Origin of the sequence: Streptomyces chiangmaiensis, from assembly GCF_036281785.1 — a bacterium.
In the GTDB taxonomy this organism is placed as follows: Bacteria; Actinomycetota; Actinomycetes; order Streptomycetales; family Streptomycetaceae; genus Streptomyces; species Streptomyces chiangmaiensis.
Window position 1 is genome coordinate 70,199 of the sequence record NZ_JAYWVC010000009.1, and the last position, 26,052, is coordinate 96,250.

20 protein-coding genes and 2 pseudogenes are annotated in these 26,052 nt (G+C 70.2%); 8 read left to right on the forward strand and 14 right to left on the reverse strand.

Annotation, left to right across the window (positions count from 1 at the left end; translation table 11 throughout):
• Positions 1–19 precede the first annotated feature (19 nt).
• Entirely contained in the window at positions 20–154 is a 135-nt protein-coding gene (locus VXC91_RS05240; RefSeq protein WP_329505441.1) for a hypothetical protein, read from the forward strand.
• 54 nt (positions 155–208) lie between these two features.
• On the opposite strand, the pseudogene VXC91_RS05245 reads toward VXC91_RS05240, so the two are convergent.
• The 3 genes and pseudogenes from VXC91_RS05245 to VXC91_RS05255 form a co-directional block, all read right to left on the reverse strand.
• Positions 209–304, reverse strand: a pseudogene (locus tag VXC91_RS05245) (GNAT family N-acetyltransferase); the annotation flags it as partial.
• Between the two features lie 280 nt (positions 305–584).
• On the reverse strand, positions 585–1,067 hold the full coding sequence (locus tag VXC91_RS05250; protein WP_329505443.1) for an SAM-dependent methyltransferase: 483 nt from the start codon (positions 1,065–1,067) through the stop codon (positions 585–587).
• Between the two features lie 85 nt (positions 1,068–1,152).
• Positions 1,153–1,338 carry a hypothetical protein gene (locus VXC91_RS05255; RefSeq protein ID WP_329505445.1) on the reverse strand — a complete coding sequence of 62 codons (186 nt, stop codon included), beginning with the start codon at positions 1,336–1,338 and terminating at the stop codon, positions 1,153–1,155.
• 84 nt (positions 1,339–1,422) lie between these two features.
• Here VXC91_RS05255 and VXC91_RS05260 point away from each other — a divergent pair, with 84 nt between their 5' ends.
• Genes VXC91_RS05260 through VXC91_RS05270 form a run of 3 tightly spaced genes read left to right on the forward strand, consistent with a single transcriptional unit; the run spans position 1,423 to position 6,494 of the window.
• The gene (locus VXC91_RS05260; RefSeq protein WP_329505447.1) at positions 1,423–2,364 is read left to right on the forward strand and encodes an ABC transporter ATP-binding protein; all 942 of its coding nucleotides are present in this window, start codon (positions 1,423–1,425) and stop codon (positions 2,362–2,364) included.
• Positions 2,361–3,737: an ABC transporter permease gene (locus VXC91_RS05265; RefSeq protein ID WP_329505449.1), complete on the forward strand. Its 1,377-nt coding sequence runs from the start codon at positions 2,361–2,363 to the stop codon at positions 3,735–3,737. The genes VXC91_RS05260 and VXC91_RS05265 overlap by 4 nt, the downstream gene beginning before the upstream one ends.
• 6 nt (positions 3,738–3,743) lie before the next feature.
• Complete coding sequence (locus VXC91_RS05270) at positions 3,744–6,494, forward strand: alkaline phosphatase family protein (RefSeq protein ID WP_329505450.1); 2,751 nt, start codon at positions 3,744–3,746, stop codon at positions 6,492–6,494.
• A 109-nt stretch (positions 6,495–6,603) separates the two neighbouring features.
• Here VXC91_RS05270 and VXC91_RS05275 read toward each other — a convergent pair whose 3' ends face one another.
• Both VXC91_RS05275 and VXC91_RS05280 read right to left on the reverse strand, forming a co-directional pair.
• Positions 6,604–7,068, reverse strand: a complete 465-nt coding sequence (locus VXC91_RS05275) for a GNAT family N-acetyltransferase (protein WP_329505452.1) — start codon at positions 7,066–7,068, stop codon at positions 6,604–6,606.
• Between the two features lie 713 nt (positions 7,069–7,781).
• Positions 7,782–8,678, reverse strand: a complete 897-nt coding sequence (locus tag VXC91_RS05280; protein WP_329505453.1) for an esterase/lipase family protein — start codon at positions 8,676–8,678, stop codon at positions 7,782–7,784.
• Between the two features lie 277 nt (positions 8,679–8,955).
• Between VXC91_RS05280 and VXC91_RS05285 the strand changes: the two are divergent.
• Positions 8,956–9,036 (forward strand): annotated as a pseudogene (locus tag VXC91_RS05285) (cupin domain-containing protein); the annotation flags it as partial.
• Positions 9,037–9,039: 3 nt separating this feature from the next.
• Here the strand turns inward: VXC91_RS05285 and VXC91_RS05290 are convergent.
• The 7 genes from VXC91_RS05290 to VXC91_RS05320 form a co-directional block, all read right to left on the reverse strand.
• The gene (locus tag VXC91_RS05290) at positions 9,040–10,014 is read right to left on the reverse strand and encodes a DNA polymerase Y family protein (RefSeq protein WP_329505455.1); all 975 of its coding nucleotides are present in this window, start codon (positions 10,012–10,014) and stop codon (positions 9,040–9,042) included.
• On the reverse strand, positions 10,011–13,496 hold the full coding sequence (locus tag VXC91_RS05295; protein WP_329505477.1) for a DNA polymerase III subunit alpha: 3,486 nt from the start codon (positions 13,494–13,496) through the stop codon (positions 10,011–10,013). The genes VXC91_RS05290 and VXC91_RS05295 overlap by 4 nt, the downstream gene beginning before the upstream one ends.
• A 280-nt stretch (positions 13,497–13,776) precedes the next feature.
• Positions 13,777–14,856 (reverse strand): S1 family peptidase, encoded by a 1,080-nt coding sequence (locus VXC91_RS05300; RefSeq protein ID WP_329505457.1) that lies wholly within the window; start codon positions 14,854–14,856, stop codon positions 13,777–13,779.
• Positions 14,857–15,133: 277 nt separating this feature from the next.
• Positions 15,134–16,039: a slipin family protein gene (locus VXC91_RS05305; protein ID WP_329505458.1), complete on the reverse strand. Its 906-nt coding sequence runs from the start codon at positions 16,037–16,039 to the stop codon at positions 15,134–15,136.
• Positions 16,040–16,220: 181 nt separating this feature from the next.
• Positions 16,221–17,123 (reverse strand): S1 family peptidase, encoded by a 903-nt coding sequence (locus VXC91_RS05310; RefSeq protein ID WP_329505460.1) that lies wholly within the window; start codon positions 17,121–17,123, stop codon positions 16,221–16,223.
• A gap of 209 nt (positions 17,124–17,332) precedes the next feature.
• The gene (locus VXC91_RS05315) at positions 17,333–18,115 is read right to left on the reverse strand and encodes a DUF1684 domain-containing protein (RefSeq protein WP_329505461.1); all 783 of its coding nucleotides are present in this window, start codon (positions 18,113–18,115) and stop codon (positions 17,333–17,335) included.
• 339 nt (positions 18,116–18,454) lie between these two features.
• Positions 18,455–19,633: a DUF5685 family protein gene (locus VXC91_RS05320; protein ID WP_329505462.1), complete on the reverse strand. Its 1,179-nt coding sequence runs from the start codon at positions 19,631–19,633 to the stop codon at positions 18,455–18,457.
• A gap of 290 nt (positions 19,634–19,923) precedes the next feature.
• On the opposite strand from VXC91_RS05320, the gene VXC91_RS05325 reads away from it, so the two are divergent.
• Positions 19,924–20,361, forward strand: a complete 438-nt coding sequence (locus VXC91_RS05325; protein ID WP_329505464.1) for a cell division protein SepF — start codon at positions 19,924–19,926, stop codon at positions 20,359–20,361.
• A 40-nt stretch (positions 20,362–20,401) separates the two neighbouring features.
• Here VXC91_RS05325 and VXC91_RS05330 read toward each other — a convergent pair whose 3' ends face one another.
• Complete coding sequence (locus tag VXC91_RS05330) at positions 20,402–21,592, reverse strand: acyl-CoA dehydrogenase family protein (RefSeq protein WP_329505466.1); 1,191 nt, start codon at positions 21,590–21,592, stop codon at positions 20,402–20,404.
• Positions 21,593–21,725: 133 nt separating this feature from the next.
• Positions 21,726–23,339 carry an MFS transporter gene (locus VXC91_RS05335; RefSeq protein WP_329505468.1) on the reverse strand — a complete coding sequence of 538 codons (1,614 nt, stop codon included), beginning with the start codon at positions 23,337–23,339 and terminating at the stop codon, positions 21,726–21,728.
• Positions 23,340–23,597: 258 nt separating this feature from the next.
• Between VXC91_RS05335 and VXC91_RS05340 the strand changes: the two genes are divergently transcribed.
• On the forward strand, positions 23,598–24,764 hold the full coding sequence (locus tag VXC91_RS05340; protein ID WP_329505470.1) for a glycosyltransferase family 39 protein: 1,167 nt from the start codon (positions 23,598–23,600) through the stop codon (positions 24,762–24,764).
• A 238-nt stretch (positions 24,765–25,002) separates the two neighbouring features.
• Positions 25,003–26,022: a phosphatase PAP2 family protein gene (locus VXC91_RS05345; protein WP_329505472.1), complete on the forward strand. Its 1,020-nt coding sequence runs from the start codon at positions 25,003–25,005 to the stop codon at positions 26,020–26,022.
• Positions 26,023–26,052: the final 30 nt, after the last annotated feature.

Below are 26,052 nucleotides of genomic sequence, written 5' to 3' on the forward strand. Positions count from 1 at the left end.
TAGGCACAAGGAGGCAGCCATGCGCCGAGTGACTGTGCACAAGCCCCTGAAGAGGACCGACTCCCGCCGACTCCGGGACGAAGCCGAAGAGCGCCCCGTGGAGCGCCCGGAGGTGCGCAAGGACATCGCACGCATCTGGTGGCCGGACGGCTGAGCCCGTCCTTCACCCCCGGCACGTCAAGGAATCTCGGTCCAGCCGCTTGCGATGGGCCACGTTCGCCGCATGGTCCGCCTCCATGGGCTGCGGCACCACCCCGATGCGCTCGGTCTGGGGGTGGTAGACCGCATCGGTCACGGCCCGCACCGCCGGTACATCGGCGGCAACGGCCGACCTGACCCCCCTCCCCCGTCCCGGCGACTGCGCCGACCTCTCTGTCGTGGGGAGACTTCCGGCGTATCAGCTGATCAAGAGGCTCCGCAAAGGCAATGCAGTGCCCCGGCCTCCTGATGATCACGTTTTCCTCAGTGGCGTTGATCCGTTCCTGGCGTCGTCGACTGCGAACACCAAAGACCCCGGGGCCGTCTGACGAAGGCCCCACACCGGTGAGGTGCGGGGCCATGAGCGCGCCTGTACGTCTGCCGGATCAGTAGTAATCGCGCATGATCTCGGTGGACCACGCGGGCTGGCTGGTGACGCCCTCGGGTGCGAACTCGCTCATGTAGGGCTTGATGTCCAGCACCGGGGTGCCGTGCACGGCGTCCAGGCCCTGTACGTGAACTTCGAGGCCGACGACGCGGACGAGGCGGCAGCGCGAGACGCCGAGCCGGTTGGGCCGGTTCTTGCCGCGCTGGGCGAAGATGCCCACCAGCGGCCACTCCGTGTTGCCGCGCGGGTGGCGGGCGCCTGTCTCGATCCTGCTGACCGGGACGCGGTCGAAGTGATAGACGACCTCCAGGTGGGAGAAGGCGTCCAGGCCGGCGAGCGCTTCGGGCCCGAACCGGTTGTCGTCGAGCCGGATGATCGCTGCAACTTCGCCCCAGGCGTCGTCGAACACCTCGTGGCGTCCACCGGACACCCAGCCGATCGGGTGGGATACGACTTCAGCGATTTTGCCGGCCTCGGGCATGGGCGGGCTCCTTGTCGTCGCAGTGTCAGGGTTGTCGGGCCCGGCCAGGCGGACACGCGGCAGGCAAGGTCACCGTATCGGCTGCTCATGGCAACGCCGTCTCATCACCCACCGTCGCGACGTCCGGCCCCACGTCCGACGCCACCGAGGAGTTCGTCGACATCTCCGCCATCACCTCGGCCACCCCTTCCCGTACCTGGCCGCCCGAGGCTGACGGGACAGGGGCAGGCCGCCGGACGTCGATCACGTCGCGCACGCCAAGTCGTTTCACGTTCCCTCAACATTCAACTCCTCACCCCCTGAGCGGCTTTGGTCAGTCCCTAGGGTCCTTAAGGCCTTTGTAAGGAAGGGACCCATGGAACAACTCCTCTCCATCCGGGCTCGCGGCGTTACAAAACGTTTCGGTGACGTCGTCGCGCTCGACGGCATCGACCTCGATGTGACGCAGGGGCATATCCACGGCCTGGTCGGACCGAACGGCGCCGGGAAGACGACCTTGCTCGGCCTTCTGCTGGGGCTCTCGGTTGCCGACAGCGGTCGCCTCGAAGTCCTGGGCACACCGGTCGGACGGGCACTCGACGCTCCCGACGGTGTCGCCGGCTTCGTGGACGGTCCTGCTCTCTACCCCTCACTCACCCCACGGCAGAACCTCGCCGCGCTGGCCGCACTCCGCGGCCACGACGCACGCACGGCGGGAATCGACGACGTACTCGCCGAGGTCGGCCTCACCGACGTCGCCGACGACCGCACCCGCGGCTTCTCCCTCGGCATGCGCCAGCGGCTCGGACTCGCCGCAGCCCTGTTGACCAAGCCCCGGCTGCTCGTGCTCGACGAACCGTCCAACGGCCTTGATCCGGCGGGCAAGAAGCACGTGCACGGTGTCCTCAACCGGCTCGCAGCCGACGGGACCACCGTCGTCCTCTCGAGCCACAACATGGACGACCTCGAGGCGCTGTGCTCCGAGGTGACCATCGTCGCCACCGGACGTGTCGTCTTCTCCGGCCCGCTGAACAAGCTGGCCACCGACAACCGTGAACTCGACTACCGGCTGCTCACCTCAGACCCGCAGGCCGCCCGCCGGGTGGCCGACGAAGCGCCCGGGGTCCGGGTCGTCGACGACGCCGGGGTACGGCAGGACGCCGAACTGCTCGTCGTACGCGCCCTGGTGCCCGCCCTGGACGACCTTGTGGTGCGGCTCGTGGAGGAGGGCGTCGCGCTGCGCGAGCTCACTCCCGTGGTGTCGCCGCTCGAAGCCGCCTTTCTCGCCCTCACCGAGCAGCCGGAGGCCGGCCGATGACCGCGACCCTCACCCAGAGCCGGGAACAGGAACACGAGCAGGTGACCCGGGGCCGTCGCGTCCCCGTCACCCGCGTGTGCCGCTTCGAGTTCGTCAAGCTCGTCTCCCAGTGGCGGATCCGCCTGCTGGTCCTCGCCTGCTGGATCGCTCCCGCCCTGTTCGTCGCCGGCGTGAGCCGGCAGAGCACGCTTCCCGTGGACACCCTCTTCGGGCGGTGGATGCACGCCTCCGGGTGGGCCGGGCCGCTGGTGATGCTCGGTTTCGCGGGGACCTGGGCGCTCCCGCTGCTGACCTCGGTCGTGGCCGGTGACGTGTTCGCCTCCGAAGACCGGCTCGGCACCTGGCGCCAGCTGCTCGTGGCGGTCCGTTCGACTCGGCGGATCTTCGTGGCGAAGGTGGTCGCCAGTCTCACCGTCCTGCTGCTGCTCGTGGCCGGGCTTGCGGTCTCCAGCACGGTCGGCGGCCTCCTGGCGGTCGGCAACCAGCCGCTGGTCGGCCTCGACGGCCACCTCCTGGCACCGTCGGACGCCGCCGTCCAGGTCCTGCTCTCCTGGATCTGCGTCCTCGCTCCGACCCTGGCGCTCGCCGCGCTCGGCTTCCTCGGGTCGGTCACGCTGGGACGGTCCCCGATGGGGCTGCTGGTGCCCGTGCTCGTGTCGCTCGCGATGGCGGTCGCCCAGATGCTGCCACTCCCCGTGGCCGTCCGGGTCGCCCTGCCCAGCTACGCCTTCATCTCCTGGAACGAACTGTTCACCAGCCCGCAGCAGCTCGGCCCGCTGCTGATCGGCATCGTCGTCAGCCTCGTATGGGCCATGGTCGCGACGGTGCTGGCCTATGTGCTCTTCGTACGGCGCGAATTCACCAACCTGAGCCACGACGGTTCGGGCCGCCGCGCGATCACCGTCGGAGTCCTGCCGCTCGTCGGGGTGGCCGCCGTGTCGTTCGCTGTCGTCGCCGCGACGACCTCGGCGACGGGCTCCGGGATCGAGCAGGACAAGGTGCAGCGCTCGGTCGCCACGGCGTTCGCGCACCTGTACCGCATGCAGACCGACCAACTCAACCGACCCGCCGTCACCGAGGCCCAGTTGAAGGCCACGGCGGCGTGCAACAAGGGAAGCACCAGGGGCGCAGCGCAAGGCCCGGGCAACGACTGGCGCTGCGTCGTCACCTGGCATCTCCCCGGCGTCGAGGCCACAGGCCAGGCCATCTACCAACTCGACGTCACCCCAGACGGGCGGTTCATGGCCGACGGCGATGGACCGAAGGAAGTGAACGGCTACTTCCTGGTGCGGACCCCGGAAGGAGACGCACCGAACCCGCTGTGGCAGTTCGACGGCAACGTCGAACTGCTCGACACCACCCTGAAGGGATAGCACCCAATGCAGGTAACTCGCCGCCGCAGGCTCGCCGAGGAAGCTCGGATCAGCCTCCTCGGTAGACTCATCGGCCGCCGGATACCGCTGTTGACGGCGGGCACCACCGCTGTCGCCCTCGTGGCCGCCGGCACGGCGCTCGCGCAGACCCACCAGTTCGGTTACGACCAGGTCGGTCAGGTCACCGACGACGGCCAGGTCGTCTCCAGCAACCAGTACATCGCCCCGTACGGCGACCGTCTTGTCATCAACCAGGGCAAGATCATGTCGTCCTCGGTCAGCCCGGACGGCACGCACATGGCCGCCTCGGTCACCGACGGTGGCGCGGCCCTGGCCATCGTGGACCTGAAGAACTTCAAGACGCAGCAGCTCGTCAGCAACGCCGCGTCGTCCAACCCCCGCATCAGCAGCAACAACGTGGGCCAGGAAGGCCCGACGTACTCGCCCGACGGCAAGCAGCTGTGGCTGGGCCAGCCGGACGGCTACACCGTGCTCACCGTGAACGCGGACGGCAGCGTCTCCAGCCCGAGGACCGTCACCATTCCGGCGCAGGGGTCCAAGCACGCCCTGGTGGGCGAGGCGGTGTTCTCGGCCGACGGCAACACCGTGTACTCCGCGGTCAACGGCCAGAACCGGGTCGTCGCCATCGACGCGGCGACCGGGACCATCAAGCAGAGCTGGGCCGTGGGCAACGCCCCGCGCGACATGATCGTCGTCGGCAACAAGCTCTACGTCAGCAACGAGGGCGGCCGCCCGGCCAAGCCCGGCGAGCCCACGATCAACTCGTACGGCACGCAGGTACTCGCCGACCAGAAGACCGCTGCCACCACCAGCGGCACGGTCAGCGTCATCGACCTGACGAACCAGGACGCCGCCGTCTCCAGCATCGAGGTCGGTCTGCACCCGACCGCCCTGTACGCCAAGAACGGGGCGCTGTTCGTCACCAACACCGCGACCAACGACGTGTCGGTCATCGACACGGCGAAGGACGAGGTCGTCCAGACCATCGCCACCCGGCCGTGGGCCGAGGCCTCGGTGGGTTACGAGCCCGACGCGGTGACCCTCACCGACGACGGGCACCTGCTGGTGACCCTCGGCCGTGCCAACGCGGTCGCCGTCTACCGGTACACCTCCGCGCAGGAGCCGGTGAGCTACGTCGGCCTGCTCCCGACGGACTACTTCCCCTCGGAGATCACCACCGTCGGCGACCAGGTCTACGTCTCCAACACCCGTGGTATCGACGCCCGCCGTAAGGCCAGCGGTCACGGCACCCACGACACGACGTCGAGCGTGCAGAAGTTCACGCTGCCCGACGACAGCGTGATCAGGTCCTACACCGGCAAGGTCTTCAAGCAGAACGGCTGGAACGGCGAGTCGCTCAAGAAGACCGACGGCTCCCCGGCGAAGCCGGTGCCGGTCCCGGTCAAGCTCGGCGACCCCTCGACGATCAAGCACGTCTTCCTGCTCGTCAAGGAGAACCGGACCTACGACCAGGTCTTCGGTGACATCCCGGAGGGCAACGGCGACCCGTCGCTGGCGCAGTACGGCGAGAACGTCACGCCGAACCAGCACGCCCTGGCCAAACAGTTCGGTCTGTACGACAACACGTACGACATCGGCACGAACTCCGCCGAGGGCCACAACTGGCTGATGCAGTCCGACAACCCGGAGTACACCGAGTCCTCCGCCGGTGAGTACACGCGCAGCTACGACACCGAGGACGACGCCCTCGGCCACCAGCGGACCGGCTTCATCTGGACCGGTGCGCAGGACGCCGGCAAGTCCGTGCGGAACTTCGGTGAGTTCCAGCAGTTCCTGACCAAGCCGTCGGGGGCGAGCTGGCAGAACCTGTACTGCGACAGCAAGAACATGGCGTCGACCGGTCAGGACACCGCCTACCCGCTGAACTCGACGTCGCCGATCCCGTCGCTCAACGACGTGTCGGTGCACGGCTTCCCGAAGTTCGACACCAGCGTCCCGGACGTCTACCGCGCCGAGATCTGGAAGAAGGACTTCGAGAAGAACGGTCCGGCGAACCTGAACATGTTCTGGCTCTCCAGCGACCACACCGGTGGCCCGGTGAGCGGTGCCGCCCAGGTCGCGGACAACGACCTCGCCGTCGGCAAGATCGTTGACGAGATCTCGCACAGCAAGTACTGGAAGGACTCGGCGATCTTCGTCGTCGAGGACGACTCCCAGGCGGGTCTCGACCACGTCGACGGCCACCGTGCCCCGGTCCAGATCATCAGCCCCTGGGCCAAGCACGGCACGGTGGACAGCCACTACTACTCGCAGATCAACATGATGCGGACCATCGAGCAGATCCTCGGGATCCAGCCGATGAACCAGAAGGACACCGCGGCCAGCCCGATGGCCTCGGCGTTCACCCAGAGCCCGGACTTCACGCCGTTCAGCGCGCTGCCCAACCGGGTCTCGCTGACCGACGGTGTGAAGAACGGCGCGCCGTCCTGTGGTCTGGACACCCCCGCGGCGCAGAACCCGACGGCGGCGGCCGTGCCGTCGGCCTCGGTGCCGGCGGACATGAAGAACCTCGCCGCCGAGTGGGACCAGTGGAAGTCGAAGCAGCGGCTGTCCGGTCCCCACGCCGTGCCTGACTACGCTCCCCCCGCGCAGATGAACCACCTGGCCTGGTACGAGCGGTACAACTGGACGAAGCCGTACCCGGGTGAGAAGAAGATCTACACGCCTCAGGACGTGCCGGGCGCGTTCATCCCGTCGGCGGAGAACGACGGCTGACGTAGGCCGGTCAGCACAGCCTGATCGCGTCAAGGGGCCCCTGGCCGGCATCACCGCCGGTCAGGGGCCACCCGCCGAGGTGGAGCACGAGGTCCAGGTCTTCCTCTGCTCAGCGAGGCGTGTAGGCCACGCGCTCGAAGAGCCACTCGCGGGCTAGCCAGTCACTGACGACGCGGTAGAGCTCGGCGTCGAGGGAAGCGTGGTCCGCGCGGACCCAGGAGCGGACGTCAGTAACACCAGGCTCCTGGCGTGAGCCGTATACGTAGACACAGCCGATGACGTCATCCCCGGGGACCGACAGGACGGTGTAGGTGAAGCCGACGCGCCGGACGAAGTCCTCCGCGTGCCGGCGCAGGTCGTCGAGGTTGGCCTCCAGGGTCATGCCCCCTGGCGGCGGCCAGGAGCGGCCGGCGAAGTCGGGGTTGGCCCGAATGTGGGCGATGCTGGAGGTCCAGGCGGCGTGGTCGGCAGCATTGTGCTGAGGACCGAGGGGCTCCAGGCGGAAGCGGTCGGTGGCAGGCGGGTGCGGGAGGACGAAACCGGGGCCCACGAGGGGCTGGTCAGGTGAGGTCACCGCGGGAGGTTATCCGGGCCTCTACGGATCCTGAAGCGGTGGTCGCCATGGTTGCTGTACAGGTACAGCAACCGCCGCGGCCGCAACCGAGCGCTACCAGCCCCAGGCGACCGGCCGACGTGCTCGGCAGACCTCAGCGACCGTCGTGCCGATAGGGCGGGGCGCTGAGGCCGTCCGTGGGCCGTCGAAGGGGGACCCACAGCGACCAACGACGACCAGCAACGACCGTTCGATCAACGGCCGGCACTGCACCGACGTAGATCGCGTGAGGTCGCATCCGGGCCTACACACTTCCTGCGCAAGAAGCGCCAGGGCCTGAAGGGCGCGCGCCGTCGACGCGGGGAGCCACTCTGGGAGCCGATCGTGGCGTCCGGCTGCGGACGAACAAGGACTGCCGCGGACGGTGGGGCCACAGGCGCAGGTGAGCCGGGGCCTCCGAACCCCTCTTCCTCAGCCCTCGCTTAGACCTGCCTTAACGGCGCCATAAGGATCTCCTCCACCCGCCCCCAGCAGGGGATTTCACGGTTTCTTGGGGCTAGCTTGCTGACCACCCCCACGGGATGGTTCCGAGGAGTCTCCCCCTGTGGCCCCACGCCGTGGAGGCGACGGCGGGGTCGGGCGGTGAGGCTCCGGGGCCTGTCCGGCGGCTCAGGTCGGACAGGCCCCGGCGACGGCCGCAGCGGCTGCGGAGGTCCGGCGGTGGCTGTCGCGCGTCAGCTGAAGGCGGACGCGCAGCTGGTCGGGGTGGCGTGCGCCGGATCGAGGGCGTTGGCCACCTCATGGAAGGCGATCCGGTCGGTCAGCCCGATCAGCACGTGCTCGGAGAGGTCGAGCACGCACAGGTTCTGCAGCAGGACGTTGTGGACGTCGGATCCGCTGAGGAACTGCGAGCTGTAGGGCGTGACCACCTCGTCGTACTTGGTGGCGATGACCGTGTAGTGGACACCGGGTACGGTGTCGCCGCCCGCGTTGAGCTTGGTCAGGAACGCCGAGCCGGCCACCTGGTCGGCGAGGCCCGGGGTGGCGCTGGAGAGCAGGTCCTCGGCACCGGGGAAGTACGGCAGCAGGTTGGTGAGGCCGTTCAGGGTGGTGCCGTGGTTGTCGGGCGCGATGCCGACGAGGGCGTTCACCTTGGCCACGCCGCCCAGGAACTTGAGGTAGTAGCGGGGCATCATGCCGCCCTGCGAGTGCCCGACGATGTCGACCTCGGCGGCGCCGGTCGCGGCGAGCACCTTGTCGACGAAGGTACGAAGCTGCCCGGCGGAGTCGGCGATGGGGCCGAGTCCGTAGAAGAGCGGGACGCCCGGCAACTGGCCGTAGTCGAGGGAGAAGACGCAGTAGCCGCGGTCCTCCAGGTAGGGGGCGAGGGCGAGCCAGTTGTCGACGGAGTTGGCGAAGGTGCCGTGGACGAGGGCGACGGGGCGGGGGTGGGCGGCGGACGGTTTGCAGGAGTAGTCGTTCCAGCCGCTCCCGGACTCTTGGCTCTGCTGGAGCGAGGGCGTTCCCCCGCTCGGCGCGGCGGCCTCTGCTCCGGCGGCGGGGACGACGGCGACCGCGGTGGTCAGCAGGAGCGCTGCGAGCGGTCTGAACAGGCGTTTCCAGGGCAGCATCGGGTGATCTCCTTGCGGCTCGAGGGAGGTGCGACGGCCTTGCGCCCCTGCGATCCGGATCACGGGATGCTGTTCACTCGTCAAGTTACGGACGAGTAGGACAACTGTGAAGTTACGCGTCAGTAAAAAATTTCGATTGTCTCCCCACACCACCGGGGTTCCTGGTAATGGCCCAGGCGTATGTGACGACTCATCACCATGCGGGCTTGACCGGCCCATAGGGTGCGATACGCAGCAACTGACGTTGCAATGAACGGATTTCGCCCTCTCCCAGCAGCTCCGCTGGGTCGCCACCTCCATCGGGCTGGAGGCGGAACCGGCCGACGGCACGCGGATCGCTCCCCCGTGGGCACGCTGACGCCTACGCGGCCAGCGTCCCCGGCATCACCGCGCGCGGCCCGAACCTCGCTCGCGCGCGGTCCGCGACCTCCTCGATCCGGCGGACCTTGTCGTCCACGGGGTCGAAGGTGAGCTGATGGGCCGCCTGCTCGGCGGGGGTCAACCCCTCGGCGCGCAGGGCGAGCGCGCGCACCCGGGCGCGCTGCAGACCGAGCGCCTCGTACATGCGGTACGCCTCGGCGGTGAGCGCCGCCGAGTGCGCGGTCGGCTCGGGAAGGGTGCGGCTGCGGGTCGTCGAGGACCGGTCGGCGTAGCGCACGGTGAGGGTGAGCACGCCGCACACCCGGTCCACATTGCGCAGCCGGGAGCCCAGCTCCTCGGCGGCCGACAGCAGTGCGCGCCGGTGCCGGTCGGGGTCCAGCTCGTCGCGGGTGAAGGGGCGTTCGGCGACGAAAGAGCGCGACACGCCGTTCGGCACGACCCGGCCCCGGTCGACGCCGTTCGCCTTCTCGTGCAGTTCGCGCCCGGCCCGGGCGCCGATGAGCCGCTGCACCGTGGACAGGGGCGCGGCGGCGACCTTGCCGACGGTGTCGAGCCCGTACTCGCACAGGGTGCGGGCGGTGACGGCGCCGACCCCGGGCAGCGCCCTGACGGGCAGGCCGGCCAGGAACTCCGTGGCCGCCCGACGCCCTTCGGGCACCAGGCGGATCACCCCGGGCGCCGCCTCCCGCAGCGCCATACGGGCCAGCATCGGCCCGGGGCCGGCCCCGATCGCGCAGTCGACCCCGTGGTGCGCGAGGGCCCGCACGCGGATCACCGTGGCCAGTTCGGCGGCGTCCCGCCCGAAGTACCGCTCGGCGCCCCGCAGATCGACCAGTGCCCCGTCCGGCGGGAGCGCCTCGACGACGGGCGTGAACTCCTCGAGGAGTCCGAGCAGCCCCGGCAGGGCCGCCTCGTACATCGGAGCCAGCTGGAAACGTACGCAGAGGATGGTCATCCCGCACTCCCCGGACTCTGGTGCCACAACTTCTTTCCACCCGCCGGGCCTTCGCCCGCGGGACGCAGATCGGACCAGGGGTTCATCTCGTACCCCGTGGCCATGCGGATACGGCGGCCCTTCGCCGCGTCGCCGTCCGGCTGCCGCGGCGCGGGTTCCGCCAGCCGCTCCGCCACCGTGTCGAGGCCGCCCTCGGCACGCAGTTCGACGAGTTCGGCGAGGTTCCAGGCGGCGGTGCCCACCACGCTGACACTGCGCGGCCCCCTTCGCTGCACCACCCCGCGCACCAGCAGCAGCCAGGAGTGGAAGACGGTGTGGGCGCAGGCGTCGTGGGAGTCGTCGAAGAAGGCGAGGTCGACCAGGCCCGTGCCGTCGTCAAGGGTGGTGAAGACGACCCGCTTGCCGGAGCGGATGGGCGGGGTCTGGGTGGCCGCCTTGGCACCCGCGACCAGCACCGTCTCCCCGTGCCGCGCCGAGCGCAGCCGGTGCGCCGACACCACGCCCAGCTCGTCGAGGAACGCGCGGTGGTCGTCCATCAGATTGCGCGAGGCGTCCATGGAGAGCACGCCCAGTTCGGCGCTGAGCCGCTCCGCCGCGGAGAGGTCGGGCAGCCCCGCCGAGGCCGTTCTCCGCCCGCCGGCCAGGGGGAGCTGGCCCCCGCCCGCGCCTCGGGCGCCCCGGTGGAGTTCGGTCAGGTGCAGTTGCAGATCGCGGCGGTTGGCACCGAACGCGTCCAGTGCGCCTACCTGCGCGAGCCGCTGGGCAACGGGACGGCTCGGCCGGGCCCGTTCCCAGAAGTCGAGCAGGGAGGCGTACGGCTGTCCGGCCTCGATCCGTTGCGCCTCGGCCTCGCTGATGCCGTGGACGTCACAGAGGGCGAGCCGGAGTCCCCAGCGACCGGTGGAGCCCATTGATTCAGACACCAGTTCGATGCGATGTGCGACCCCCGACCTGTTCACGTCCAACGACAGGATCGGCACCCCCCGGCGCCGCGCATCCGCCAGCAGCAGCCGCTTCGGGTACATCCCGGGGTCGTGTGTGAGCAGTCCCGCGTAGAAGGCGGCCGGGTGATGGGCCTTCAGCCACGCCGACTGGTACGTCGGCACGGCGAAGGCGACCGCGTGCGCCTTGCAGAAGCCGTAGGAGCCGAATGCCTCGATGATCTCCCAGGTGCGCTGAATCGTTTCCGCGGTGTATCCGTTCGCCGCCGCCTGCTGGGCGAACCAGACCTGGATCCGCCCCTGCGACTCCATGTCGGACAACCCGCGCCGCACCCGGTCCGCCTCGTCGCGTCCGCAGCCGGTCATGATGTCCAGGATGTGGATGATCTGCTCGTGGAAGACGACGACGCCGTACGTCTCCTTCAGTGGCTCCTCCAGGTCGGGGTGCGGATAGCGGGCGGGCGCCCGCCCGTGCCGCGCCTCGATGAACGGCCGCACCATGTCGGCCGCGACCGGACCGGGCCGGAACAGCGAGATGTCGACGACGAGGTCGTGGAAGTCGGCCGGCTGGAGCCGCCCGACCAGGTCCCGCTGGCCCGGCGACTCGATCTGGAAGCAGCCCAGCGTCTCGGCGGAGCGGATGAGGCGGTACGTCGCCGGGTCGCCCGGCTCCACGGAGTCCAGGTCGAGCCGCTCCCCCGTCGTCCGTTGCACCTCCCCGACCGCGTGCGCCATCGCGGACTGCATCCGCACCCCGAGCACGTCGAGTTTGAGCAGCCCGAGTTCCTCGACGTCGTCCTTGTCGAACTGCGACATCGGGAAGCCCTCGCCGCTGGTCGGCATGACCGGCGTACGGGCGAGGAGAGAGGCGTCGGAGAGCAGTACCCCGCACGGGTGCATGGCGACTCCGCGCGGAAGGGCGTCGAGGGCCTCGACCAGTTCCCAGAAGTTTCCGTACCTCTCCCGCTCCGCGGCCAGGGACTTGAGTTCGGGCAGTTCGTCGAGGGCCGCGCGGGCGTCGCGGGCGCGGATGTGCGGGAAGGACTTGGCGATGCGGTCGATGTCGGCCGGGTCCATGGACAGGGCCGCGCCCACGTCGCGGATCGCGTGGCGGACACGGTAGGTCTCCGGCATCGCGACCGTCGCGACCCGCTCGGTTCCGAAGCGGTCGATGATCGCGCGGTAGACCTCGAGGCGACGTGCGGACTCCACGTCGATGTCGATGTCGGGCAGGGCCAGGCGGCGCTTGGACAGGAAGCGCTCCATCAGCAGCCCGTGCTCGACCGGGTCGGCGTGCGCGATGCCGAGGAGGTGGTTGACGAGGGAGCCCGCGCCGGAGCCCCGCGCGGCGACCCGGATGCCCATGCTCCGTGCGTCGTCGACCACCTGGGCGACCGTGAGGAAGTAGGAGGCGAAGCCGTGGTGGGCGATGATGTCCAGCTCCTCGTGCATACGCTCCCAGTAGGCGCGCCGGGTGCCGTAGCCGCGCAGCACCATGCCCGCCGCAGCCCGGGAGGCGAGCACGCGCTGGGCGGTGCGGCGCCCGGCGCCCACGAGGTGGGGCTCGGGGAAGTGGACGGTGCCGATACCGAGGTCGTCCTCGGGGTCGACCAGGCACTCGGCGGCGGTGTCCCGGGTCTGCTCCAGCAGACGGTACGCGGCGTCGCGCCGGTAGCCCGCGGCCTCGACGATGCGTTCGGCGACCTTGAGCATGGCCGGTGCGTCCTTGAGCCAGGCCTCTCCTGAGTCCAGTTCCTTGGTGGGGTCGACGGGGACGAGGCGGCGGGCGGCGTCCAGGACATCGGCGACCGGGCCCAGGCCGGGGTCCGCGTACCGTACGGCGTTGCTGAGCACGGGACGGACACCCTGCTCGGCGGCGAATCCCAGGGTGCGGGCGGCCAGGCGCAACGAGCCCGGTCCGGTACCCGTGCGGCCGTGCCAGACGGCCTCCAGACGCAGGGCGTCGCCGTAGACCTCGCGCCAGGGTGCGAGGAGCCTCGCCGCGCGGTCCGGCCGCCCCGCGGCGAGGGCGCGGCCCACGTCGGATGCGGGGCCGAGCAGGACGGTCAGACCGTCGGCATGGTTGTCGGCCCAGGGCAGCAGGGGGATGCCCTCGACGGTATGGGCGGCGGTGACGAGCCGGCACAGGTCGGCCCAGCCGCGGGCGCCGTCCCGGGCGAGGAAGGTCACACGTGGTGTCGACTCGTCGATGAAGGCACCCCCGCGCACGGGGGCACGGCGCCTCCCCCGAGCTCTCGGCTCCTCCCCCGCTCGATCGGCGGGATCCCCATGAGCGAGGACCGCCACCCGCCGTACGGGCTCGGGCTCCGTCACCGCGAGTTCCGCCCCGAACAGTGGCCGGACGCCCGCCGCCGCGCAGGCCTTGGCGAACCGGACCGTGCCCGCGACGGTGTCCCGGTCGGTGAGCGCGAGGGTGTCCATGCCCAGCTCACCGGCGCGCTCGGCCAGCCGTTCCGGGTGCGAGGCGCCGTATCGCAGGGAGAACCCGGAGACGGTGTGCAGATGCGTGAAACCCGGCACACGCACCTCCCGTACCCGTGAGCCCCGCATGCGGCTCTCGAACATCCGTTCCCATCCCCCGCTCCCACCATAGACCACCTTTCGAACTATCGTGCGACGTCCGTTCAAGCCCGCCCCACCTGGGCGAACACCGAGTGACCCCCCGGCCCCGAGGGGTGACCGGCCGTGGGCCCCATCGGTCCCGAGGGGCGAAGCGGCCGGGGGCTCGCCGGCGCACGGCACACGGAAAAGTCCCGCTCCCAGACGATCCGGGAGCGGGACTCCGTCGGGCTGCGGGAGATCAGCCGATCTGGGCGCCGAAGGCCGAAAGCGCCTCGGTGACCGGCTGGAAGAAGGTCTCGCCGCCCGAGGTGCAGTCACCGCTGCCGCCGGAGGTGAGGCCGATCGCGGCGTCACCGTCGAAGAGCGAACCGCCGCTGTCGCCGGGCTCGGCGCAGACGTCCGTCTGGATGAGACCGCTGACCGTGCCCTCCGCGTAGTTCACGGTGGCGTCCAGACCGGTGACCGTGCCGGAGTGCACCTGGGTGGTCGAACCGCTGCGGGTCACCCTCTCACCGACGGTCGCCTCGCCCGCCTTGGTGATCGCTTGCATGGAACCGTCGTAGAGGTCGACCGCGCTCGGGTGGTCGACGTCCGCCGTGTATTTGACCAGGCCGAAGTCGTTGCCCGGGAAGCTGGACTGCTCGTTCTGGCCGATCACGTTGCCGCTGGAGTCCGACCAGCTGGAGATGGCCTCGGTGCAGTGTCCGGCGGTGATGAAGTACGGCTGACCGTCCTTGACCACGTTGAAGCCGAGCGAGCAGCGCCCGCCGGAGCCGGTGATGGCGTCGCCGCCCGCGATGAAGGGCTTGAACTCACCCCGCGAGCGCTTGATCTCGGCCTTCCCGCCGAGCCCGTCGACCACCTTGGTGAGCGTGGCCCACTCGGCCTTCGAGACGGTCCTGTCGGCCGTGACGACGATCTTGTTGGTCCTGGGGTCGGTCGCCCAGGAGGTGCCCGGGATGGTCGCGTCCTTCTTGAGCGCGGTGCGGGCGCCCGCCAGTTCGGCCAGGGAGTTCTGGACGATTCTGGCCCTGGCGCCGCCCGCCTGGACGGCCTGCGCGGCGGCCTCGTCGAGCACGTTGACGACGAGCTGCTTCGTCTTCGCGTCGTAATACGTTCCGGCCGCGTCGGAACCCAGGTCCTTGTCGAGCGCGGAGGCGAGCTTTCCGGCCGCTTCGACCGAGAGGGTGCGGGGCGCCCCGGTCTTCGGGGTCTCGCTCGCGTTCGCATTCTGGAAGGTGACGCCCGCGGCGATCAGTGCGGCGACGGCCGCGCCGGCCATGGCGGCTCGCCGCCTGGATATGCGTCGATGCTTCAACTCACGTCCTCCTGTGGGGGGTCGGCTGCGGAGACTGTGGGGACCGCCGCGGCCGGAAGGCGTAGGGGCACGGAGACGGCACACCGCAGAAGCCACGTCCGTACCCACCGTGCGGCGCTCACTATTCCGAGGCCCACAGGGGGCACACAAGACCGACTTCAGGACGCGCGCAGGTCAACGAGCGTGCGCCCCCAATCGCTTGACCATCCCTGTTCTCCCCGGCTCGATTCCCGCTGCAAATGCCGCGCGAGGGTTATCCCTCTGCCGCTGGCGAGGTCTAGTCCTGTCCGGATTTCGGCCCCTCGGGTTCCGGATCCAGATCGGGTACGGCGGGCGGGAGTTGCTCCTGCACCGATTGCTCACCCGTCCGGGGCGACGACGCCGGCGCCACCGGGGTCTGCTGTTCGGGCGTCACCACCACCGGCTGCTGCGCCCGCTCCAGGAACCGCAGCAGTTCCACCGGGAAGGGAAGGACGAGCGTGGAGTTCTTCTCCGCGGCGACCGCCACCACGGTCTGCAGCAGCCGGAGTTGCAGCGCGGCGGGCGTGTCGGCCATCTGCTGTGCCGCCTCCGCCAGTTTCCTGGACGCCTGCAGTTCCGCGTCGGCGTTGATGACGCGAGCGCGCCGCTCCCGGTCGGCCTCGGCCTGCCGGGCCATCGACCGCTTCATCGTCTCCGGCAGCGACACGTCCTTGATCTCGACGCGGTCGATGGTGACGCCCCACTCCACAGCCGGGCTGTCGATCATCAGTTCCAGACCCTGGTTGAGCTTCTCGCGGTTGGAGAGCAGATCGTCCAGCTCGCTCTTGCCGATGATCGACCTCAGTGAGGTCTGCGCCATCTGCAGCACCGCGAACCGGTAGTCCTCGACCCGGACGATCGCCTCGGCGGGCGAGGTCACCTTGAAGTAGACGACGGCGTCCACGCGCACCGTGACGTTGTCCCGGGTGATGCCCTCCTGCGCGGGCACCGGCATCGTCACGATCTGCAGGTTGACCTTGCTGAGCCGGTCGACGAAGGGGACGACCATCGTGAGCCCGGGGCCCCGGACCTCGGGCCTGAGCCGCCCGAGGCGGAACACCACCCCCCGCTCGTACTGCTTGACGACCCGGGCCGCCGCCATCACGTAGACGGCCCCGACGGACGCGAGAGCCACGCCCGCCGTCACCAGCTCCTCGACCATGTCTGCCCCCAGGGTCCGAAGTGGCGTGCTCAGGGGAGTACACGCGTACGTGCCGTGTGTCCTTCGACGGTAACTCCGTCGAGCGGGCGAAGGGGAGCCCCCGCACGCCGAGTTGCGTGCGAGGGCTCGCCTCCTGCCGGCTGCAGGTCGGGGCGTGGGGGGTGCGCCGGTCGGGGTTGCGTCAGTAGACGTGGACCCCGTAGACGCTGAGGGCCTCGGTGACCGGCTGGAAGAAGGTCGTACCGCCGAAGGTGCAGTTGCCGCTGCCGCCGGAGGTCAGGCCATAGGCGGTGGAGCCGCCGTACAGCGGGCCGCCGGAGTCACCCGGCTCGGCGCAGACCGTGGTCTGGATGAGGCCGTAGACGATGTCGCCGCCACCGTAGTTGACCGTCGCGTTGAGCGCGGTGACCCGGCCGCTGTGCGTCCCGGTCGTGGAGCCGCGGCGGTAGACGGTGGTGCCGACCGAGGGCGTGGCCGCCCTGGTGATGTCCTGGCTGCCCACGGTGCCCGGCTTGCTCACCGAGCTGTTGGTGTAGCGCACGATGCCGTAGTCGTTGCCGGGGAAGGAGGAGCCGGCGGTGGTGCCGAGGGTGGTCGTGTGGGACGAGTTGGACCACCAGGTGCCCGCGCCGTCGGTGCAGTGACCGGCGGTGAGGAAGTAGTAGGTGCCGCTGGCGCTCTGGACGTTGAAACCGAGCGAACAGCGCCAGCTACTCGCATAGATCGCGTCGCCACCGGAGATCAGCTTGTTGAACTTGCCCGGGGTGTGCTTGATGGTGAGGGCGCCGGAGTTGCCTCCGGCCTCCTTCTTGATCTTCGCGATCTCCGCCTTGGAGACCGTGCTGTCGACGGTGACGACCACGCGGTTCGTCGTGGGGTCGACGGCCCAGGCAGTGCCCGCGACATCGGACTTGAGCACCGAGTCGCTCACCTGGGTGAGCTGGTTGACGCTGAAGGTCTTGGCGTCGCTCGCGTTCGCGTTGGGGACCGCGATCGCGGCAGCGGCCACGAATCCGGTGGCCACGGCGATCAGCCGGGTCCGTCTCGCGAAACCGCTCGTGGGGGTGGTGCGCTTGATCCTCACTTTTCGTTCCCTCCAAGGGAAGTCGGGGGCCCACGTGGGGGTTGGGGCCCGTGAGGCGCAGCCAAGGACGGCCTGCTCGGATTCCGGACAAGTCGTGGCCCTGACAAGCGCTGTGGGGGAGTATTCGGCCGTACGACCGACCGGCGCAAGGGCACCTTTCGGCCGTACGGCCTTCAACTTACAGACGGACGGACAGGTTGACGGACCTTCTACAGCAGAGTCCGCTCCCCCGCCTCGATCGCGGCGGCCAGCGTGTTGCCCGGCGGCGGGAAGGGGCAGACGAAGTGGTCGGCGAACGCGCACGGGGGGAGCAGTGCCCGGTTGAAGTCGACGGTCGTACGCCCCTCGGCGCCGGGCGCCGACGGCCGCAGGAACCGGAAACGGTAACTGCCGTCCCCGCTGGTGTTGTCGGCGAAGACGGCCCACAGCGAGCCGTCGTCCTCGACCGACACCTGGAGGGTGAGGTCCTGTCCGTCGAGCGTGAAGGCGAGCACACCACCGAGGCCGAGCCCGCGGTGCCGTCCGTCGGCGTTCTCGACCCGTACGGTGCGGTGCTCGCCGTACGGGGTGAAGTGGCCCTCGATCGACCAGCGCGGATCGTACGGCGTGGCGTCGATCCCCTTGAAGGCCCGGCGTGCCGGGGAGCCGGGGTCGTAGTCGCGCAGACCCCACGCACCCTCGCGGACGAGGACGACCAGGCGGCGCTCGCCGGCCGTGACACGGGCCGCGGACACGGGTCCCGGGTCGGCCTCGAGACGGACCTTGCCTGTGAACGGCTCCCCGTCGACAGTCAGTCCGTCCTCCTCGGTGGCCGTCAGCACCACCGCGTCACCGTCGTCCGTCCACCGCCCGGGGACGCCCGGGATCCGCCCCTCCGGATGGTCCTCCAGCCAGTAGGTGCCGGTCAGCGCGAGCGGTCCGTAGGGCTTCGACACCTGCGCGGTACGGTGCTCGTGCCACTGCTTCCACTCGTCGGATACGTCCGTCGTCATGTGATCAACCCTTCCATACGGAATCCGCAGGCCGGGGGTGCGAGCCCAGCGTGGTGCCCCTGTATTCCGCGCGGAACGCACCGCGCTCCGGGATCAACGGCACGACCCGGCCCGCGAACTCATCGCGCATTCCCGGGGTGAAACGGCGCCCGAGGATGAACCCATCGGCCGCGTCCGTCCGGACGAACTCGTCGGCCCGGTGGCGCGGCGGGCCTCGGAGGTGCCGACGAAGGACGGCCGGTGGTGGCCCGGATGACGGTCCGTCGGACGGTCACCCCCTCCTCGCCGGACGGACCCCATCACCTCAGGTCCAGGCATGCGGTGGACGTCGCCCGGGTGTCAGCAGTCGCAGCCGCAGTCGCAGCCGTCGCAGCAATCGCAACCATCACACCCACTGCAGCAATTGCCGCAGCATTCGCAGCAGTCCCCACAGTCCTGGCAGGCCGCGTCCTTGCGCTCCCGGGTCCAGGGATCCTCGTAGGTTCCGCAGCAGAGTTGGCAGGTGCAGGCGAGCCCGAGCCACACGGCGCAGCCCGCGATCAGCCCTCGCCGGTCACGGCGGGGCGGCTCCGGGGGCGGCGCTCCGGCCGGGCCTCCCGGACCACCGGGCGCATACGGCCCGGCGGTCGGCGGTCCGTACAGTTCGGGCGCGTGCGAGCAGGCGGTCGTGCCGAAGGCCCGGTCGACGGAGTTCCGCAGTTCGTGCGCGAGCAGGACATGCGCGAGCCGGCCGTCGGTGAAGGCCACTTCGCGCAGTGCGAGCCGTATGCCGTGCAGCGCGTCGTCGGCCAGGCGGCGGGCCTCCGCCAGGGACGTCCCGGTGACCGTCAGCGGGTTCCAGGCGCCCGACGCGGCGTCGGCCTCCCTGTCCTCCACGGCGTCCAGCAGATGCGCGAGCCGCCCGAACAGCCGGCCCGCCTCGGACAGCGGCTCCGCGTTGCCGGGCCGCCCGGCCAGGATCGCCGTGTGCGCGAAGGCGGCAGCGGTGGCCGTCTCGGTCGGCTCGGTGACGGTCAGGATCGGCGTACCGGGCCCGGCGAGCGCCTCGATCCCGACTTGCCGGTCCACCGCGTCCACGAGCACGGCGGTGTCGAACCCGACGTCGGAGCCGGTGCGGGCACCGGCCCTGTCCCATCTCACGGCGACCCGGCGCGCGGCGAACGCCACCGGTCCGCGTGCCAACAGACCGTCCCCGTCGGCCATGTGGTCGCGCACCTTGGCGGAGGCGAGCACCAGCGAGACGGCGGCCGCGAGCCGCGCCCCTTCACCCCGCGCCACGGAGGCGGTGCGCATGCCCCGCAGCGGGCAGGGCCCGGCGGTGCGCCGCCATCCCGTGGTCCGCTCCGCCTGAGCCTCCGTCAGGACCGATACGAGCAGCCCGTCGTAGTTGGTGACGACCCGCGCCAACTGCCCGTGGTCTGCGCGCAGCGCGAGGCACAGCCCGCACAGATGTGCCATCCACTGCGTTCTCAGGCCTTCACTCAATCGATGACGGCAAGGCCGGACCATTCCGAACACGACACTCCCCCGAGGCTCGTCCGACGTTGAGCTGCGGCAGCCTATCTGCCACTTCGTTCACCCGTACGCACCGCCCGCCACCCGAACGCCGACGACGATATTATTTCACTCTCTGTCAGCAGCCATATGTGTCACAGCCCTTGGGGTCTACGGGCTCTCGACGTATTGGGTGTGCACCAGTACCGTCACGAAACCCCCGCGCGGCGTCTATCCACTTGGCGCTACATCCGCATCATGGACGACCATGGGGTTGCGGAAAGCTAGAAAGACCGCTGTGAGAGGAGGCGTCCATGGGATCTGTACGCAAGGCGAGTGCCTGGCTCGGCCTCGTCGACGACAACGATGACGAGCGTTACTACGACGACGACTACGCCGAGAGCCAGGAGCACGGCGACGCCTGGGTGACCGACCCGCGCGTGAGAGTCGCCTCCGACGCGGCGGAGGAGAAGGGCCGCCGGATCGGCACGGTCACCCCGGACAGCTTCCGGGACGCCCGCGTCATCGGCGAACTCTTCCGGGACGGCGTCCTGGTCATCATGAACCTCACGAACATGGAGGCCGCCGACGCCAAGCGCGTGGTGGACTTCGCGGCCGGCCTGATCTTCGGCCTGCGTGGCTCGATCGACCGCGTCTCCAACCGCGTCTTCCTGCTGACCCCTGCGAACACGGAGATCGTCAGCGGCGACGCCGCGAGCCGGCGGGCCGGCGGCTTCTTCAACCAGAGCTGAGGCAGGGCCGCTCACCGGCCCTGCCCGCTTCGGGCCCGGGTCACCGAAAGGCGTCGAGCCCGGTGAGCGCCTTGCCCAGCACGAGCTGATGCATCTCGACCGTGCCCTCGTAGGTGAGCACGGACTCCAGGTTGGTGGCGTGCCGCATCACGGGGTACTCCAGGGAGATCCCGTTGGCGCCGAGGATCGTGCGCGCGGTACGGCAGATCTCGATGGCCTCACGCACATTGTTGAGCTTGCCGAAGCTGATCTGCTCGGGACGGAGCCGTCCGGCGTCCATGCGCCGCCCCAGATGGTGGGCGAGCAGAATCCCCTTGTGCAGTTCGACCGCCATGTCGGCGAGTTTGGCCTGGGTGAGCTGGAACCCTCCGATGGGCCTGCCGAACTGTTCCCTGCTCTTCGCGTACTCGACGGCGGTCTCGAAGCACGATCGGGCCGCCCCCATGGCACCCCACACGATCCCGTACCGGGCGTGGGAGAGGCAGCTGAGCGGTCCCTTGAGCCCGACCACTGCCGGCAGTACGGCGTCGGAGGGCAGCCGCACGTCGTCGAGGACGAGTTCGCTGGTGACGGAGGCCCGCAGGGACCACTTGTGCCGGATCTCGGGGGCGGAGAAGCCGGGGCTGTCGGCCGGGACGACGAAACCGCGGATCCCCTCGTCGGTCTGGGCCCAGACGACGGCGACCCCGGCGACGGACCCATTGGTGATCCACATCTTGCGGCCGTTGAGGACCCAGTCCCCGCCGTCGCGCTTGGCATGGGTGCGCATCGAGGCGGGGTCGGAGCCATGGTCGGGTTCGGTGAGCCCGAAGCACCCGATGACCTCGCCGGCGGCCATACGGGGCAGCCACTGCTGCTTCTGCCCCTCGCTCCCGAACCGGTGAAGGGCGTACATCGCGAGGGATCCCTGGACGGAGACCAGGGACCGGATGCCGGAGTCGGCGGCCTCCAGTTCCAGACAGGCCAGCCCGTACTGCACGGCGCTGGCCCCGGCACACCCGTATCCGACGAGCGACATGCCGAGGGCACCGAGGGAGCCCAGCTCCCTGGCGAGCTCCCTGATCTGCGGCAGCTCCCCCTTCTCGTACCAGTCGGCGACGTGCGGCAGCACGCGTTCGGCCGCCCAGGTCCGCACGGTGTTCCGGATGGCGAGGTCCTCGTCGTCCAGCAGGTCGTCGATCCCGAGCGGATCGGCGGGTTCGAAAGGCGGCAACGTCGAGGACGCGGACATGGGGGCAGCCTCCGTGACACTGAAAACTAGCAGCGCTAGCCGAACCGGACGGCCCGACGGTACGACGCCCCGCGCCGCACGTCCAGTACCGGGCGTCGGCTGACGCGGGTCGCCACCCGGTCGACCGGCCCCGTCACGCCGAGACGCGGGAGTCCGCGGCCTCCCGCTGTGCGGGAACCGTGGCCGCGCCGGCCGGGGGCGGCGGCTCGCAGTTCATGATCCGCGGCAGCCTCAGTGCCATCACCGCTCCCAGCAGCAACAGCCCCGCACTGACCAGCAGCGTCACATGCAGACCGTGCACGAAGGAGTCGCGCGCCGCGTGGCGCAGGGCCGCGCCCCGCGCGCCGCCCAGCCGGTCGGCGACCTCGTAGGCCTCCCCCAGCGAATGACCGGCGGCCGTGGAGGCCGCGGCGGGTACCCCGGGCACCGACGACGGACCCGGCGCGTACGCGGCGTTCATCACGCTGCCCAGCAGCGCGATCCCGATGCCCGCACCCAGTTGGTACGACGTCTCGCCGATCGCCGCGGCACCGCCGGCCTGCGCATGCGGCGCCTCGCTCAGCATCGACTCGTAGGCCCCGAAGAGCGTCGTCTCGATACCGAAGCCCAGCAGGACGAAACCGGACAGCAGCAGCGCCGCGTTGTCCTGCCCCCCCATGGCCGTCAGCATGATCACCGACCCCGCCGTGAGGCAGAAACCGAAGGCGACCATGCGCCGCGGGCCGAAGCGGTGCAGCATCTTCGAGCCGAACAGACCCGCCGCCATCGCGGCGAACGTGAGCGGCAGCAGCCGCAGTCCGGTCTGCAGCGGCGAGAGGTGCAGCACCAGTTGCAGATACTGGGCCGCGATCAGCTCGAGGCCCACCAGCGCCAGCATCGCCAGCACGATGCAACCGACCGACGTGCTGAACGCCGGACGCGCGAACATCCGCAGGTCCACCAGCGGATGGGTACGGCCCCGCTGACGCCGTACGAAGGCCACCAGCAGGGCGGCGCCCACCAGGAGCGGCAGCAGCGTGAAGGGGTCCAGCGGTGGCTCCCCACCGCCCAGCCGCTTGACGCCCAGGACCAGTCCGAAGAGGCCGGCCGCCGCCATGAGCGCGCCGACGACGTCCCAGGGCCCGTCGGGGTCGCCCGTCGACTCCGGCAGCAGCAGCCGCCCGACCGGCAGACTGACGAGCATCAGCGGGATGTTGATGAGAAAGACCGAGCCCCACCAGAAGTGCTCCAGCAGGAAGCCGCCGAGCAGCGGCCCGACCGCGGCGCCCACCGCGGCCACCGCGCTCCAGATGCCGATGGCCAGCGCGCGCTCGCGCCGGTCGGGGAAGACGTGGCGCAGGATGGACAGCGTCGCGGGCATGATCATTGCGCCGCCGACGCCGAGCAGGGCCCGCGCGCCGATCAGTACCTGTGCGTCCTGGGCGAGGGCCGCGGCACCTGAGGCGATGCCGAAGAGGCCGTATCCGAGCAGCAGCACCCGTCTGCGGCCGATCCGGTCGCCCAGCGTGCCGAAGAGGATCAGCAGCGAGGCGCAGACCAGTGGATAGGTGTCGACGATCCAGAGGAGTTCCACGGCGCCGGGCTTGAGGTCCTCGGTGACGGCCGGCATCGCGACGTGCAGCACGGTGGCGTCGACGGCGACAAGGAGCAGGCTCACACAGAGAACGACAAGGACGACCCAGCGGCTCGCACCGGCCCCGGCCGTCCGACGGCGCAGCCCAGCGGCGGCCGTGGTCGTCCCGGACATGTACGTACCTCCCAGCTGGTCCCTCGCATCGGCGTATCCACGGGGTGGGGACATCCCCGCGGCAGCGACCGGGAGGCGCGGTACTCCCGGGCCCATGCAACGAAGCGAGTGAGTCGTCAGAGTACGCGAGTCCCCGCGGCCGTCGCGTGGCGGACCTCTCACGTTCGCGGCGAGACGGTGTGGCGTACGCCACCTCTCCCCGGTCCCTCGCGATGTCATGAGGGCCTTCGGTTCCGTACGACGTCGATAATCGAGCGCGTGACCGATCTTGGAACGCGCCCGGCGCCGGCCCCCACCCGCGCCGTGCGCCGGGCCGCCCCCGCCCTGGCGGGATACGTGGCCGTCCGTGCCCTGGGCCTCGTCGCGCTCGCGCTGTGGAGCGCGGCACGCGGCACGAGCCCGCACACCTTGCTGACCGCCCGCTGGGACTCGCTCTGGTACACCCGGGTCGCGGCCCTGGGCTACGGCTACGAAGTCCGCCTGCCCAATGGCGACGTGCACTCCGATCTCGCGTTCTTCCCGCTGCTGCCCTGGCTGGAGCGGCTCGGCGAGGCGCTGACCCCTCTGTCGTTCGCCGACGCAGGTCTGCTCGTTACGACACTCGCCTCGCTCGCCGCGGCCTGGGGGATCTTCGCCGTCGCCGACCAGGTGTACGGAAGCCGGGCCGGTGTCTGCGCGGTCCTGTTGTGGGCGGTGCTGCCGGTCGGGATCGTGCAGTCGATGGCCTACAGCGAGTCCCTCTTCACGGCGCTCGCCGCCTGGTCGCTGTACGCGGTCCTGACCGACCGCTGGCTGACGGCGGGCGGGCTCGCCTCGCTGGCGGGGCTGACCCGTCCGGTGGGGGCGGCCGTGGTCGCGGCCGTCTGGGCGGCGGCGATCACCTCGTACGTGCGGGACCGGCGTGCGCTGCCGGCCGGCGAAGTACCGGCCCTGGGCCGGGTGCTGGGCGTACTCCTCGCGCCCCTCGGCGCCGCCAGCTACGTCCTGTGGGTCGGTCGGCGCACCGGCCAGGGCCCCCTCGGCTATCTCGACGTACAAGCGGGCTGGCGCAACGGCTTCGACGGCGGCTATGCCTTCGCCCGTTTCATCGCGGGCAAGTTCACCGCCTTGCCCTCGGCCCTGGTGGGAGTCGGGTTGATCATCGGGGTCGCACTGATCGTCTGGCTCTTCGTGGTGTGTGTACGCCAGCGTCAGCCGCTGCCGTTGCTCGTGTACACCGGGGTCGTCACCGCGCTCGCCCTGTGCGCGTCGAGTTACTTCGGCTCCAAACCGCGCCTCCTGCTGCCCGCCTTCCCCCTGTTGCTGCCGCTGGCCCGGGCCCTCGCCCGAGTGCGTCCATCCAGGTCGGCAGCGGTCCTCGGCGGTGTCGCAGTGGTGTCGGCCGTCTACGGAGCGTTCTGGCTGAACGGCTCCGGACCACCATGATCACGTGACGACAGGCGGTGAGCGTCCGACCAAGTCCACCCCAGCATTCGGTGAACGAATAGATAAGGGCCATAAAACGGAGACCCTTGTCGATCAAAGGAATTGAAGGCCGAACACGACCGCGATTACGGAATCCACAGAAATAAACCTGCTGTTGAGAGGAATCCCACATTACATCGTCATCACAACCTCGGTGATTCGCGCGGGTGCGCAGCTCACTCGCTGTAACGTCGATTGAGTGCGTACCCAACGAAAGCTGAGCCGTCCGGACCGGGTCTTCGCCCGGTTGGACCGTGAGCCGGAACGGCCGGCCCACATTGACGTGCCCAGGATGAGTCGGCACCGAGTGGTTCTCTTCTCGGCAACTCTGGCCTTCTACACGGCGATCGTGTGGGCAGTGGTCGTTTCCTCGTGGCTGATCCGCCTCGACTGGCAGGTCATGTTCTTCCGGCCGTACCAGCAGTGGCCGCAGATCCACGCCTTCCTCGACTACTACGTGGTGCTGGGTCAGCGTGGCCCCACCGCGGTGATGGTCGCGGCCTGGCTGGGGTGGCGCTCCTGGCGCCAGCACACCCTGCGCCCGCTGCTCACGCTGGGCGCCTCGCTGCTCCTGCTCAACATCACGGTCGGCGCCGCCAAGTACGGGATGGGCCGCCTCGGACCGCACTACGCGACCGTCATCGGATCGAACGAGATGTGGCGCGGCGGCGATATATTTCCTTCGGGCCACACCGCGAACGCCGTGGTGACCTGGGGAATCCTGGCCTATCTGGCCTCGACGCCGCGCGCCAGACGCTGGCTGTCCGCGCTCTCTGCGGTGACCTCCCTCGGCGTGGGCCTGACCACGGTCTACCTCGGTACGCACTGGCTCAGCGATGTGCTCCTCGGCTGGGCCGCCGGCCTGCTGATCCTGCTGGCACTGCCCTGGTTCGAGCCGCTGATCGCCCGCGCCGAGATCGCCATCCTCGACCTGCGGGACCGCCGGCGCAGCCGCCGTGTCGCCCCGGTACCCACTCCGGCCCCGGTGGGTGCGGGCCGTCTCGTCGTCACCCCACGCACCTCCACGGACGCGGAGGCCCAGGTCCGCGAGCCGGTGGGCGCCACCCGGTCGACCAGGGCGCCCGTCTATCTGGCTCCCGGTCCGCACACGAGCCGCACGGAGCGCACTCCGGTCACCCCGGTGGGCAACCGCCGCCCGCCGCACTCGGACCGGGTCTCGCGCGGCACCACCCCGGCCCGGCCCCTGGCAGGGGGCTGAGCACCGGCGACGTCGCGGGGCCGGTACGCA

Bases quoted from the DNA above. Each gene is read 5' to 3' on its own strand.
- VXC91_RS05240 (WP_329505441.1), top strand. From the start codon at position 20: ATGCGCCGAGTGACTGTGCACAAGCCCCTGAAGAGGACCGACTCCCGC.
- VXC91_RS05290 (WP_329505455.1), bottom strand. From the start codon at position 10,014: ATGACCATCCTCTGCGTACGTTTCCAGCTGGCTCCGATGTACGAGGCG.
- VXC91_RS05270 (WP_329505450.1), top strand. From the start codon at position 3,744: ATGCAGGTAACTCGCCGCCGCAGGCTCGCCGAGGAAGCTCGGATCAGC.
- VXC91_RS05265 (WP_329505449.1), top strand. From the start codon at position 2,361: ATGACCGCGACCCTCACCCAGAGCCGGGAACAGGAACACGAGCAGGTG.
- VXC91_RS05315 (WP_329505461.1), bottom strand. From the start codon at position 18,115: ATGACGACGGACGTATCCGACGAGTGGAAGCAGTGGCACGAGCACCGT.
- VXC91_RS05335 (WP_329505468.1), bottom strand. From the start codon at position 23,339: ATGTCCGGGACGACCACGGCCGCCGCTGGGCTGCGCCGTCGGACGGCC.
- VXC91_RS05280 (WP_329505453.1), bottom strand. From the start codon at position 8,678: ATGCTGCCCTGGAAACGCCTGTTCAGACCGCTCGCAGCGCTCCTGCTG.
- VXC91_RS05260 (WP_329505447.1), top strand. From the start codon at position 1,423: ATGGAACAACTCCTCTCCATCCGGGCTCGCGGCGTTACAAAACGTTTC.
- VXC91_RS05250 (WP_329505443.1), bottom strand. From the start codon at position 1,067: ATGCCCGAGGCCGGCAAAATCGCTGAAGTCGTATCCCACCCGATCGGC.
- VXC91_RS05330 (WP_329505466.1), bottom strand. From the start codon at position 21,592: ATGTCCGCGTCCTCGACGTTGCCGCCTTTCGAACCCGCCGATCCGCTC.
- VXC91_RS05305 (WP_329505458.1), bottom strand. From the start codon at position 16,039: ATGGTCGAGGAGCTGGTGACGGCGGGCGTGGCTCTCGCGTCCGTCGGG.
- VXC91_RS05325 (WP_329505464.1), top strand. From the start codon at position 19,924: ATGGGATCTGTACGCAAGGCGAGTGCCTGGCTCGGCCTCGTCGACGAC.